Consider the following 12,629-nt stretch of genomic DNA (forward strand, 5'->3'; position numbering starts at 1 on the left):
CTGTTCATTTCACTCAGCATTTTCGGTCTTTTCCACGACCATACCCCTCCCGCGGCTCCTGGCCCAGCCCAGCAGTGCCAGGGGGACAGCGCAGCACGTGACCACCGCCGGGATGGTCATGCCGCCGTGGGGTCCGAACTGATCCAGGGCGACTCCGGCCAGGGTGGATCCCAGAGAGGTGCCGATGGATCCACCGGTGGACAGCCAGGAGAGCCCCTCGGTCAGGGCCCGGGCATCCACGTTCTCGCGCACGATCAGGTTGCCGGTGGCGAAGATGGGCGAAACGCACAAGCCAGTCAGCACCTCGGCCAGACCCAGCAGGACCAGGTTGTCCATGACCAGGCGGAAGACCACATAGCCCAGGGTCAGCAGCACCAGGAAGGTCGCCAGATAGCGCCAGCGGGATCCTTTGAGCCTGACCGAGCCGAAGATCAGCGCCCCGCACAGGGAGCCCAGGGCGAACAGGGCCAGCTGCAGGCCCACCGCCCCCTCGCGGCCCATGGACTTGGTCAGGGCGGTCACCGAGACGTCCACCGCAGAAAAGCTCATGTTGAAGACAACGAAGATCACCACCAGCAGGAGGATGCCCGGGTAGACCAGAGCCGAGCGCGAGCCCTGATGGCCTTCAGTATCATTTGGCAGGACATCTCCATGGGCATCCACCGGGGAGTGATCCGCTGCCGACTGGTCGACGGCCTCCATGCGAACGACAGCCGGAGGCTCGGTGGAACGCATGGCGAAGAAGGTCAGCCCGCCGACCAGCAGGGCCAGGGCAGGCAGGTAGAGCTGGGAGACCGGGCTGACCGAGGTGGCCAGGTAGGCGGAGAGGATGGGTCCCAGGATGAAGACGCACTCGTCCAGCCCCGACTCCAGGGCGTAGGCGGTGTTGAGCAGATTGGTCTTGTCGTCGCGCAACACCCAGGCCCAGCGGGTGCGCACCAGGGCTCCGAAGGCGAACTGGGTCAAGCCCATCAGAGCCGCCAGCACAAAGAGCACTCCCAGGGGAACCCGGCGCATGGCACCCAGGGCGAATCCCAGAATGGCCAGAGCCTGCACGATCAGGGCGGTCACCCCGACCCGACGCTGACCGAACCTATCGAACAGACGGGCGTAGAAGGGGGTGACCAGGGCCGCACAGAGCGTGTAGACGGCACTCATCAGCCCGGCCGAAGTCCAGTTGTCATAGATGTGGTTCAAGGCCAGCACGATGCCCAGACCCATCATGCCCAGGGGCAGACGGGCCAGAACGGCCGACAGGCAGAAACCGGCGGCGCCCGGGTAGGTGAACAGGCGCAGGAAGGGTGATTTAGCGGCCGCCATGATCACCATCCTTGCCCAGCTGGTCGCTCACACGGCCTCCGTAGATGAAGATGTCGTCAATACCCTCAAAGAACTGCGGATCGTCGGAGGGGTCACGCCCGGCGAAGGCGGCATGGTCCCGGCCCTTGAGCTCGGCCAGCCGCTCCATGCCCTTGTGGTCGTAGAAGCCCACGTCGCAGGAGGAGTCCGTGTGCAGGTAGAAGCGCTCGATGCCCGCCTGGTCCAGATGCTCCAGGGTGTCCCGCCACAGGGCGCCGCCCACGCCGCGTCCCCGAGCGCGGCTGGCGACCAGGAAGAGTCTCAGCTCAGCCTGGGGCGGGACGGCCAGACCGCACTGCTCCTCCAGCTTGACTTCGGTCAGCTGCCATTGGCGGGCCCGGTCCAGGGTCTGGGCGCCCAATGTCGTGGCAGACAGCTGCTGGTCCACCTGCTCCAGCTCCTCTTCGGCCTTGGGGAAGCAGGGTTCGCCATGCCCTTCGGCCAACAGGGTCACCCCCAGAAAGTCCTGCCCATCGACAGCTATCCGAGCCCTGGTGGTACCCACCAAATAATGCAGGATGAAATGCGCGGCGCTCAGCCGGGACACAGTTCCCTCGGGATCCTCCTGCACCTTCCAGGTGGCATCAAAGGTCCCCACCAGGTCGGGCATGTCCGCCCAGACCATGGGTCTTATTGCCACGCTCCCCCTCCGCCAGGAGGCCTGGTCGTGATTACTGGACGTTGTCATCTGTCTCATTGCTCCATTCGGGCGTGCCCGGCCCCACGACGACATTTGGCCGTCTGCCGATCGCCTGCTGTTCATGATTGCTGATGCGCGGCACCCATCGCCCTTGTCTGGCGGGGTCTGCCGCAGACTCAGTCCTCGTCCGACTGCTCGGGTATGCCCTCGGCCAGGGTTGCGAGAATTTCTTCTTCGGTCCTGGCACGGGCCCTGATGAGTCGGTCCTGGGGCTGGTCTTCGCTTACATAATAAAGGCAGGCGTCGATGGTCGACAGGCCGATACCCTCCAAGCGTGACAGGAGCAGCCGGTAGAAGTCCAGCTGGACCAGACGGCGGTTGGTCGACTCCTCTCCGTGAGGTCGGGCTCCGGTCTTCCAATCCACGATGGTGTAGCGCAGATCCGGGCGATCAGGGTCCAGTCCACCTGCGAAGACCGCATCCAACTTGCCTTTGACGATGCGACCGGCCAGCACCGCCACGATGGGCCGTTCCACCCAGACAGGAGTGCGCTGGGCCCAGTCGGAATCGGCCAGTCGCTGCTCCCAGGTCAGCAGACGGGCCTGTACGGGATCGGCCTTGGAATCCAGGGACTCTCGCTCCTGGTCAAGCCCGGCCAGCATCCGGGCTCGCTCAGCCATGGCCCCGGGACCCAGCGGACCATCGAGCAGGTTCGGTGCTTCCGCCTGGTCAGGCAGGTCCACCAGTCCTTGAGGGGCAGAGATCTCGGGCAGAATGAAACGCCTGGCCCAGTCGTGGAAGCGGGTGCCCGCCTCGGCCTGCGGGGAGGCCACCTGGGGTATGGGTCTGACCAGCCCCTGCCAGTAATCCCTCTCCATCTTGGGATCGCCCCCTGCCGAGCTGGCCTGGATGGCGGTGACGCTGCTAGCCCCATGTCCCAGGATTCGGCGGCCGGTGCGCCGCAGCAGATCCAGATCCGTGAGCAGCTGGTCGTCGGCCACTCCTAGGCGGCCTGTGCTGACCTGCAGGACGCGGACCGCATTGGCGTAGAGCCCGTCATCGCCCTCATCAGGGATTTTGTGGTCGTCTGGTTCCCCGGCGCGCACCCAGGCGGCCGAGCGATCCAAGGCTTCACGGGTCCGCGCACTCAGAACAGGAGGCCAAAGCGCCTGCTCACGCTCACCGTCTCGGGCGGCGACCTGGTCCACCTCCTCCAGGGCACGGTCGACGATCGTTTGACGGTAAAACTGGGCGTTCTCACCGACAAAAAGCCCCAAGGGCGGCGTTGGCTCGCCCCCCTGTGCATCCTCTGCGTGCTCCAGCTTGACCGCATCGGGCTCTTCCTGGAAGAGCTCCACCAGTTCAGTCCAGAAGTTGGAAGCCTTGTCCGGGTCCGGTGCCGGCGTGTTCAGGGCCGCAGACTCCGCTTGGGAATCCTGGCTGAAGGTCAGCAGCAGGTCATGCCGGGCCCTGGTCGCCGCCACGTAGATCAGCCGCCGCTCGTCATCCAGCAGCCGTCGGCCATACTGCTCTCGCTGAGAGGGAGCAATGGCATCGGCACGCACCTGACGGGCCTGATCGTCCAGCCCGCTCTCACGAGACAGGCCCATGGCCTCCTCCTCCAAGTCCGCCAGGTCCATCCGACCCAGCAGATCCTCAGGGTCAGCTCCCAGGGGGGCGTCGTGTGGAAAACGGGGCAGGATCATGGCATCAGCCCGCACCGGCACCGGCACAGACTGGGGATCGACCAGCCAGGTACGGGCCGTGCAGTTGTACTGGTAGACCGGACCGTCCGGGGATTGGACCACCGGCTGGTCCAAGGCGGGCTTGACCGTGAGCCGGTCGCCCTGGCTGCTGGGGAAGGCTCCACGCTTGAGCCCGACCACCGCCACGGCATCCCACTCCAGGCCCTTGGCCTGGTGGACGGTCATCAGGGCCACGTCGGCCTGTCGTGCATCCCCGTCAGTGGGCATTTCGGGACTCTGATCCAGTGAGGACAGCCAGGAGACGAACCCACGCAGGCTGGGCCCTAGGCCCTGGGGCAGCTCGGACAGGTAGACATCCACCTGATCCAGCAGGGCCTGGATGCCAGCCTTGGCCTGGCTGGGCTCCAGAGGACGCTCTGGATTGGCCAGGGTACGGGCCAGCACCAGGTCCACGTCCAGATCCAGGGCACGGATGGCAGCGATAACTACCTGGCGCAGGGGGGCCGAGGACTCGGCCTGGACCTGGCATATGACCCGGGCAGCCTCAGCGGCCTGGACCTGCCCCTTGGCGGAGAGCCCTGAGCTCTTCAAGAGGTCTGGCAGGTCGTCGCGCAGAAGCAGATCCACCAGGAAGACATCATTGGGGACCTGGTCACGGTAACGATGCAAATCCTCGCGACGGCGGCGCGGCTCGGGGTCGGGCTCGACCAGACCGGCCCGGACAAGAGCCCGGTACTGGCTGTCCTCATTGACCTTGGCTGCCAGGGAGGCCAGAGCGCTCAGATCGGCCGCGTCCATGCCGAACCGGGCCGAGGCCAACAGACGCATCAGGGAATCGCTGTCGGTGTGGTCGCAGACTATAGAGAGCAAAGCCCGCAGATCCATGACCTCGGGCCGGTCGAAGAGGGAGGAGTACCCGACGACCTGGCAGCTCAGCCCTGCAGCCTCCATGGCCTCGCGGTACCTGGGCAGGGCAGCCTTGGAGCGGAAGAGAACGGCCACGTGCGGCGCATCACCCTGATTGCCATAGAGCTCGCGTGCTCTGAGGGCGAACCTGACCACGCCATCGATCTCCTGGCCGCCGGTACTGTAACCCAAGAGGCCCACGGTGCCTTGGTCGGCGTCCTCACGGGGACGGAGCCTGGCCACGTCCACCTCGCGCAGTTCCGCTTCCGACCGGCTCCCCTGGCCCCGATGGCGCAGGGGGACGGTCAGCTGGTTGGCGGCCTTGAGCACCCAGCTGGAGTTGCGGAAGGTGCGCGACAGGGTCAGCGGATCCTGGTCCTGCGAGCGCCCAAAGGCGGTCACACCAGAGAGGGGACCGCTGCCGGAGGCGGGTCGGTCGGCCAACATGCCGAACTGGGCCTGGAAGGTGCAGAAGGCCCCAGGACTGGCTCCGCGCCAAGCATAGATGGACTGGAAGGGGTCGCCCACGGCAGTCACGGCCGATCTGCCAGGTGCCTGATCCTTGCTCCCCTGATCCTCCTGCCGATTCTGCGGATGGAAGATGGCCGCCAGAAGCAGGGCCTGGGTGGTGGAGGTATCCTGGTATTCGTCCAGAAAAACGTGACTGTAGCGGCGTCGCAGCTGGGCACTGATGGAGGGAAAACGCTCGACCAGCTGGAAGGCGGCCAGGGTGAAGTCGCCGAACTCGGCCATGTTGGCCTGGCGCTTGGCCCTCTGGTAGTCCTGGACCAGGGTCAGCAGCTTCTCGCGTGTCAGAACCGCCCGTCGCATGGCATTTACCCGATAGAGGCGAATGCTCTGCCGCTTATCTTGGAAGTCCTTGATTTTGCCCTGATAGTGCTCGTCGGTTTCCTTTTTGGTTCGCTTGGGCGGCACCTGGCTGACCCTGGGCTCGTCATCCGGCACAGGCTGGTCGCCGATCAACTGGTCCGCACGATCCACAAAGGCGCGGTCCCAGGCGCGGATCCGCTCCACAGCCTGGTCGAAATCCGGGCAGTCGCTGCTGATCATGGAGGTGGTCACCGCCCCGGTCAGCCCCAGGACCCGGTTGACGGTGGTCGAGAAGGTCGCGGAGCCCAGGTCGTCGGAGTCTCCATCCTGTGCCAATGAACTGGCAGGAAAAATTAGGTCCAGATGGTCGGCGACCACCTGAGAGGCCAGCTGGTAGGCCCCTGCCGAACTCAGGGGACGGGTATCCTGGTCCATGCCCACCAATAGGCCGTACTGGCGCACGATGGACTGGAAGAAGGCGTCATAGGTAGACACAGTCGGCTTGAGGAAGTTGCGTTCGGGGTCCACGCCCGAGGTGCCTCTGCCTTGGTCGCGTCGGATGACCGCCGCCCCAACCCTGGACTGGAGCTCGGAGGCGGCCTTGCGGGTGAAGGTCAACCCCAGAATCTGCTCTGAGGGCACTCCCCGACGGATCAGGGCGATGATTCGGCTGGTCATGGTCATGGTCTTGCCCGAGCCGGCACCGGCCACCACCAGAAGATCCTCGTTGACATCCGCATCGACGATGGCGGACTGTTCGGCAGTCTGCTTCATTCCTGATCCTCCAGTAGATTGGGCGCCACCAGTTGCCATGCTTGACATTCCTGGCCATTGCTGGCCCGATGGCAACGCGCAGGGTCGAAGACCGCGTCATCCTGGCCAGCCGTCAGCTTGACCCCGGCAGCAAAGAAGACCCTGGCTATCATGGTCAGCCCCCATACAGCCTGGGAGGAGACCCGGGCTGCTCGGACCATGGCCCACAGGTCCGCATCCACCCCAGGGGGAACCTGATCAAGCAGGTCCGCAGGCTCGGCCTTGGACTTGAGCGGGGAAGGCATGCCGGTTCTGGGCTGAGCGATAGTGACCAGCCTGTCGCGCTCGAACAGTGGCGGCTGGTAGGCCATCTCCTCCCGGCGCAGCCCCGTTTGCGCATCCTTGGGCGGGGCCTGCAGCTGCAAGAGCAGGGACTGGCTCAGCTTCATCCCCTCGGTCCTCTCCAGGTCGGGGGCCTGCGGGAGGCTCCATGCGGCAGCCGCCTCCGGACTGCTGCCGGGCGTGGGCGGGAAGGCCAGTCCCAGTTGATAGCAAACCAACTGCAGGTCGTTGAAGAGCTGTCCTTGGGTGTAGGGGACTCTGCCGGTCTTGTAGTCCACCAGCCGCAAACGGATGCCCTCGGGCAGAGACCTGACCTCCAGACGGTCGATACGGCCGGTCAGCCTGACCGTCGTCCTGGCATCCAGGGCTGCGGGGAAGCCGTCAACCAGGCCTGACATCAAGGCAAAGAGCCCGTCGGCATCCAGAGGACTTTCAGGGAAGGTGGCCTTCCAAAGAGGAACCAAATCCTCCACGGACAGGCTGACATCGAAGGAACGCTCGCTCTGTACACCCAGCAGGTCGCCGACCGGAACCGGGCTCTTGCCCCCCAGGCCGTATTCGGAATCCGAGGAGCGAACGAAATAAGAGGCCAGGTTGTCCAGGATGGACTCCACCCGGCTGCTGCGGCCGCGTTGGTCATAGAGTTCGTCGGGGTCCCGCAGGCGCTGTTCCTGGGGAGCCAGCTCCTGGTAGATATCCAGAAGCGCATCCCGCACCTGCTGCTGGCGAGCGTCCGAATCACCCTGGCCGGGACGATCCAGACCCTGGGCTGTGCCCTCGCTGGCCACCTTGTGGATCAGGGAGCCGAACTCGGTGGGCACCCTGGAGGGAGATGGGCCGGAGAACTGGTCTCCCAAAGCCCACTCCAGGGGGCAGTTCCAGATTGCGTCGACCGCCGACGGCGAAAGGAGAACCACCTGGCGGCCGGACTGGTGCTTATGGCGATGGTTACGGCGGTTGTCACGGTCGTGGGTTCGGCCCGCCTGTGTAGCTTGATTGAAAGAAGCAGACGAGGACCGGGAAGCAGGATCCCATTCAACAACCGATGCAACACCTGAGGCTGCTGTCACGGCCCTTGACTCAGCGGCCTGCTCAACCGAAATCCCTCTATCCGGGACATGCTCATCCAGAGCTTGTCCAAGCGTAGATTGCTCGTCTGGGGCATGCCGGTCCGAAGCCGGCCCAACCGTGGACTGTCTGTCTGGAACATGCTGATTCAATGCCGACTGGTCATAGAGGAAGGGCCAATGCCTGGGATCGGCCGAATCCTGGCCCTGGTCGGCCAGCAACCGCAGGGTCTGCACGGCATCGTCCGCTCGGTCACGGTCGACCTGGTCCTGCGGAAGCAACGCCTGGACAGCCAGGATGGACCGGGCGGCCGCAGTCAGGCCCCTGGGAGACACCTCCAGCCCTCCGTAGCGCTCACTGCCGCCTGAGCCAGCGCCGACCATGCTGAACTCCGCCTGGTTCATATCGGCGGTGCGTGGATAGCGTTCGGGCAGATAGCCGTAAAGGAAGTCCGATGGAACCAAATCATCGTTCCAGACCGCGCTGATGCGCACCTGGGTCCGGGCCCGGGTCAGCGCCTCCAGAAAACCCTTTTTCTCGGCATAGAGGATGGATCGCAAGGCCGGATCGTGGCTGAGCGTGTCTGCCAAGGGGTCGCCGATGCGGTCATGCAGAACCAGGTCTGCCAGCTCTTCGGCCCCGAACATGGTGTCGCGGGGAATCAGGTTGGGCCAGACCCCGTCCTGAACGGCGGGCAGCCAGACCAAGGGCCAGTCAGTGGCCAAGGCGGCAGCGCCGGCGGGCGTCGTCAGAGTGACGGCATGCTCGATGGGCCCGATCCGCGCCAAGGAATCGGCCTCGATTTGCATGGTGCGCACCTGGTCCATGAAGGCCTCAACCGTGGGGAAACGACGAGAGCCAGCAGCGTACTGGAAGAGCCGCATGAGCGCGTCTAGACGGTCGTTGGCCTCCTCCCCCTCCTGGGTGGCCATCAGGGCTCTTCGCTGCCAGTCATCGGCCAGGTCCAGGCTCCGCCAGGCCTCCCAGAGCACATATTGGGGCTGACGGTCCTCCAGGGCGTTGATGCGGTTGGCGGTCAGTCGCAGAACCTGCAGGGCCTTGTCCAGGACTTGAACGTCAGAATCCTCCCGGCGACCTCCGGCGATGGCGGTCATGACCTCCAGGATGATTCCCGAGGATCGGCCATCCGGATCCAGAACCAGCAGGGTCTCCAGGGCCTGAACAGACAAAATGGCTGGCCGTTGGGCATCCCGGTCGCCCAGATCCACTGGCTGGTCGGGGGCCGAAGCAGTCGAAAAGAGATCTGACCCGCCCCTTTCCTGGGAGGAATCATGCCTGGTCAGCAGGGAATCGTCGACGCTGATGCCGGATGAACGGTCCCGCTCAGCACGCCGCTGGGCCAGGTCCTCGACCCAATTCCGCCAGGCCTGTCCCAGGAGAGGCAGGTCGCCCAAGGAGCCCGATGAGTCCGCCCCGCTCCCCTGCTGACCGGACAAGGGGGCCAGGGCGACCATGGTCTCCATGATGGACTCCAGGCGCTCCATCCTGACGGGACGCTCTGCACGAGCGGCAGTAGCAGGAACACGGAAGAGCGGTCCGGCCATCAGGGTGCGCAGGCGCGAACGGATCCAGGCGGCTACCTGGGCAGGATCGTCCGGGGCGCTGCCGATGGTGTCAGGGTCCAGTACCGACTGGGCCAGCTCGACCAGGGCAAAGAGACCTTGGATGGCAGGCTCCTGGCTGAGCGGACGGGTCACGGAGGAGAAGCGCACCGGCACACCTTGGACGCGCAGCTTGCGGCCCAGGGTGCGCAAGGTTGTGTTGTCGTGAGCGATGACGGCCATGTCGTTCCAGTCACGCTTGTTGGCCAGGAACTCATGCTTAATCTGCCAAACAAGATCGTCGTCCTCCTGGTCGGGGGTGTGGAAGAGCCTGGTCTGCACGCTGTCGTCACTGATAAGACTGTTGTCGGCAGTCAGGGGTGCCACCGGTCCGGCGCCGGGCCAGGCGGGCAGCTTGCCCGGTCTGTCAGGCAGGGGGGTGTCGCTCTCCTCAACCCCGGCGATGCCCAGGCTGACCCTGGCAGCCACCAGATCGGCGTAGGAACCTGGAGCCGCCGAATCCGGATCTTGGACGTTTTCGGTATGCTCTGCGGCCGCTTCAGGAACCACCATCCTTCGGAGTTTCAGGGTCACTTCGGCGGCATCCAGGCAGGCGAAGTCCTGAGCCAGAAGGGGGGCAGCGGCGCCTGGCATGGGCTTGGACAGGGCGGTCAGGCGAGTGGCCAGAAATTCCGGATAGGAGCCGCGGAAGGACTGGACCGACTGGTCGGGATTGCCCACCAGAAGAAGTCGGCAGCCGGCCTGATTCAATCCCTGCAGCAGACCCATCCCGGCCAGGGTGATGTCCTGCCAGTCGTCCACGACCAGCAGGTCTGGCAGGTCGTCATCAGCCAGCCCATCCAGGCTTCGAGAGGCTTCGACCATAAGCATGGAGGGGTCCAGACGGAACTCGTCCGGATAGCTCTCGGTAATGCTCTGGCGGTATTCATCTTCCAGGGCGAAGGCCAGCCTCCACTGCAGGCCCAGCCGGTCGCGGCGATCAGGGTCCATGGGCTGGACGGCCAGAGCATCCAGAAGCTGGTCCCGGTCCCCTTTGTCAAGGCCCAATTCCGTCATGCGGGCGAACATGTCCCGCAGCTGGGCGATGAACCTGTCGGCGACCCCTACGACTCGTCCCTGTCCGTCGCCGACCAGGACGGAGGACCAGCCCGCCCCGTTGCGAAAGTAGCGCTCCAGAAGTCGGCAGACCGCGCAGTCGTCACCGGCCTGGACATGCTCCAGATGGACGGTCATGACCTGCCTGAGCAGGGCATCCTCTTCAGCGCCGTTGAGCAGTCTGGGCAAGAGCGGATCGTGACCCCCTCGGGCCAGCCGAGACCTCGTCAGCAGACGAAAAGCCAGGGCCTGCAGTGTGCCCACAGGTCGGGTGCGGTCGGACCTGCCCCGCTCCAGAATGACCTGGCGGCTGACCTGGTCGGCCGCGGTACGACCTGATACAGCCATGCTGGCGCCGTCGCCGAAGCGTTCCATGCCTGTCAGGAGGGCACGAGTAGCCAACCTGGTCTTGCCGCTGCGGGGAGGACCAGCCACCACCAGGGCCCGGGTGGACCGATCCTCTTCGTTCTGGAGCCGATCGCCGATAAGGGCGCGGACCGGTTCCATGGCCTCTTGCGGATCCACCGGTGGCTGCTTGCTCATAGCTACAAGAATAGGGTCCGGCATGGTCCATCTGCAGGCCCTGGAACCCGCTGGTCCGGGACCGCCTGCAGGAGGCTCAAAGGAAGCCTGATCAGGAACGGCGTGCTGTTATCGTGGATAGCAGTCCTAGGAGGTGATGGCCCTTGCAGCAGAATGGTTCCCAGACCCAGCGCCCGGGTGCGGTTCCAGCCATGGACCAGGCTCCGGCGCTGCCCGGATTGCGGCCCCTTCGCCCCCTGGATCTTGGAGGCACCGCTGCCGTCTACCTGTATGAGCAGGAGGGGCTCAACCGACCTGTGGCAGTCAAGGTAGCCCTCCAAGGCAGCGTGGACCAGCAGACCCATCTGCTCTTTCTGCGGGAAGCCAAGGCACTGGCCAAGCTCTCCACCCACCCCTGCATCCTGAGCATCCACCAGGCCCTGATCAGCGATGACGGACGGGATTGCCTGGTGCTCGAATACGCTCCGGGCGGCAGCTGCAAGACCATCATGCTCAAGGGGGGCATGGACCAGGAAGGCGTGCTGGACCTGGGAGTGCGCATGGCCTCGGCCCTCTGCTGCGCTCATGAACGGGGAATCCTGCACCGGGACGTCAAACCCAGCAACTTCCTGATCACCGACCAGGGCCTGCCCGTCCTGGCCGACTTCGGCATCTCCTCAGGCATCTATGGAAGCGAACGGGCCGGCGGACTTTCCGTACCCTGGGCGGCCCCAGAGGTTCTGGCAAGCCGCTCGGGAGGATCTGAGGCCAGCGACATCTACTCCCTGGGTGCCTCGCTCTTCGGCATGCTGGCCGGCCGCTCCCCCTACGAGTACGCCTACCGGGCCCGGGATGAGAATCACCTGACGCAGCTGATCCTTACAGCGGAAACCCCAGTTCTGCATATGGGCGAGGCCTCCCCGATGCTGGCCGCCGTCCTGGAGAAGGCCATGGCCCATGACCGGGACGATCGCTACTACTCAGCACTGGAATTCGGTCGTGCCCTTCAGGAGGTCCAGCAGCAGCTCTACGGCCATGCGACACCCTTCATCGGCGAGGGAATCGACCCCTACCCCACGACGGATACACGCTCGCACGCCCAGACCGGAGCCATTGCAGGCCGAAGAGAAAATCGAACAGAAACCGGGGACTCCGGCCACTCTCGGACCGCAGCAGAGGCCGGTTCCCAACCGCGACTGCGCCCAGGCAGGGAGGCGTCAGCTAACCATGAAGGCAGACAGGCCAAGCGGTTTTTCGGCGGCCGCCGCCGTGTGATCCTGATGACACTGATTCTTGCTGCCGTCCTAGCCCTAGTTCTGGCCTGCGCCCTGGTTGTCGGCCTGCCGAACGGTTTCAGACGAGATCCACAACAAACTACAGGTTCCTCCCAGGCACAATCCCCGCAGGTACAGTCCCCGGACCCGACGGATTCGAGCGACCCCCAGGATCTGCAGGAGGGACCGGTTCCCTCGCCCACCCAGGGTCAGGGCCGCTATCAGGGCACAACGGCCGTGTTCACTTGGGTCAATCCCGACCCCAAACCGGCAGACAGCTATGTTTGGCATCCCCTGAACCAGGGCGGCACCGGAGAGCATGGACGCAGCGTGCAAACCCGACAGCCGACCGCCCGCATCGACAACCCACAGGGGAGCCAGACCTGCATCAGCGTCGCCCTGGTTCGAGCCGATCGGAGCATGTCCCAGGAACCGACCATCATCTGCGCTGTTCAGTAAACCCCCTGTGGATGAATTTGCACACTTGACCACCCCGACTTTCACAGAGCGCCAAGACCCTGCAAACCGGTTAAAATCAGTCGTCAGAGAA

5 protein-coding genes are annotated in these 12,629 nt (G+C 64.9%); 1 reads left to right on the forward strand and 4 read right to left on the reverse strand.

Translation table 11 applies throughout. The features are described 5' to 3' along the window. Positions 1–9: 9 nt before the first annotated feature. From H3T90_RS03045 to H3T90_RS03060, 4 genes are all read right to left on the reverse strand, one after another. The gene (locus H3T90_RS03045) at positions 10–1,320 is read right to left on the reverse strand and encodes an MFS transporter (protein WP_198229544.1); all 1,311 of its coding nucleotides are present in this window, start codon (positions 1,318–1,320) and stop codon (positions 10–12) included. Next, complete coding sequence (locus H3T90_RS03050) at positions 1,307–2,047, reverse strand: GNAT family N-acetyltransferase (protein ID WP_198229545.1); 741 nt, start codon at positions 2,045–2,047, stop codon at positions 1,307–1,309. Before H3T90_RS03050 ends, H3T90_RS03045 begins: the two co-directional genes overlap by 14 nt. A gap of 128 nt (positions 2,048–2,175) precedes the next feature. Further along, positions 2,176–6,216: an ATP-dependent DNA helicase gene (locus H3T90_RS03055; RefSeq protein WP_232350497.1), complete on the reverse strand. Its 4,041-nt coding sequence runs from the start codon at positions 6,214–6,216 to the stop codon at positions 2,176–2,178. Further along, positions 6,213–10,826, reverse strand: a complete 4,614-nt coding sequence (locus tag H3T90_RS03060; RefSeq protein ID WP_198229547.1) for a PD-(D/E)XK nuclease family protein — start codon at positions 10,824–10,826, stop codon at positions 6,213–6,215. The genes H3T90_RS03055 and H3T90_RS03060 overlap by 4 nt, the downstream gene beginning before the upstream one ends. 143 nt (positions 10,827–10,969) lie before the next feature. Between H3T90_RS03060 and H3T90_RS03065 the strand changes: the two genes are divergently transcribed. Further along, a complete protein-coding gene (locus tag H3T90_RS03065; protein ID WP_198229548.1) occupies positions 10,970–12,538 on the forward strand; it encodes a serine/threonine protein kinase in 1,569 nt (522 codons plus the stop codon). Positions 12,539–12,629 lie beyond the last annotated feature (91 nt).

Origin of the sequence: Bifidobacterium polysaccharolyticum (assembly GCF_016101585.1) — a bacterium.
Lineage (GTDB): Bacteria > Actinomycetota > Actinomycetes > Actinomycetales > Bifidobacteriaceae > Bombiscardovia > Bombiscardovia polysaccharolytica.